Origin of the sequence: Methylocucumis oryzae, from assembly GCF_000963695.1 — a bacterium.
Taxonomy (GTDB): Bacteria; Pseudomonadota; Gammaproteobacteria; order Methylococcales; family Methylomonadaceae; genus Methylovulum; species Methylovulum oryzae.
On record NZ_LAJX01000386.1, the window covers coordinates 1 to 642 of the forward strand.

The following is a 642-nucleotide window of genomic DNA, read 5'->3' on the forward strand; positions in this document are numbered from 1 at the left end:
TCTGATCCTTAACTGTCTCGGAATTTGCCGTTGCAAAAGGCAGCAACTCATCGATACGACTGTTGGGCCAAGTCGGTAATTTTTCCAAAGTATCCTTGAGCCATTCGGTAGGGTTTAAGCCATTGAGTTTAGCCGTCCCTAATAAGGTTTGAATCGCTGCGGCACGGTCGCCAGCCCGTTCAGAACCCACGAATAACCAGTTTTTTTTGCCAATCGCGATAGGTCGAATGCAATTCTCGGTCGGGTTGTTGTCAATCGGCAAGTGTCCGGTTTCGGCGTAGCGACAAAGCGCCGGCCAGCGTTTGAGGCTGTAATCTAAAGCCTTGGCAGTGGCGCCGCCAGGTGCGGTTTTGGCGCGGGTTGCCATGAGCCAAGCGTGCAAAGAGGCTAGTGCCGGTAGGCTTTTTCGGCGCGTAAGGCTTGCCGCTCAGCAATGGTCAGGGTCTTAGCTTCGGCTTCTACCGCATATAGCTCAGCTATTCGGTTTAGCGCCTCTAACGCTATCGGGCTGTGATTAGCCTGGTGCAAGTCAAAGAATTTGCGTCGGCATGTGCGAAACAACCGAGTTCTATACAGGCACCGGCGTCGCCAGTGTCAGTAAATAAGGCTTATAGCGGCATAATCATGAGCGCCAAGGAAGGC

Annotated in this window: 1 pseudogene; it reads right to left on the reverse strand. The window is 52.8% G+C overall.

The window, feature by feature from the left end:
• A pseudogene (gene tnpC / locus VZ94_RS21835) lies at positions 1-590 on the reverse strand (IS66 family transposase); the annotation flags it as partial.
• Between the last annotated feature and the right edge of the window lie 52 nt (positions 591-642).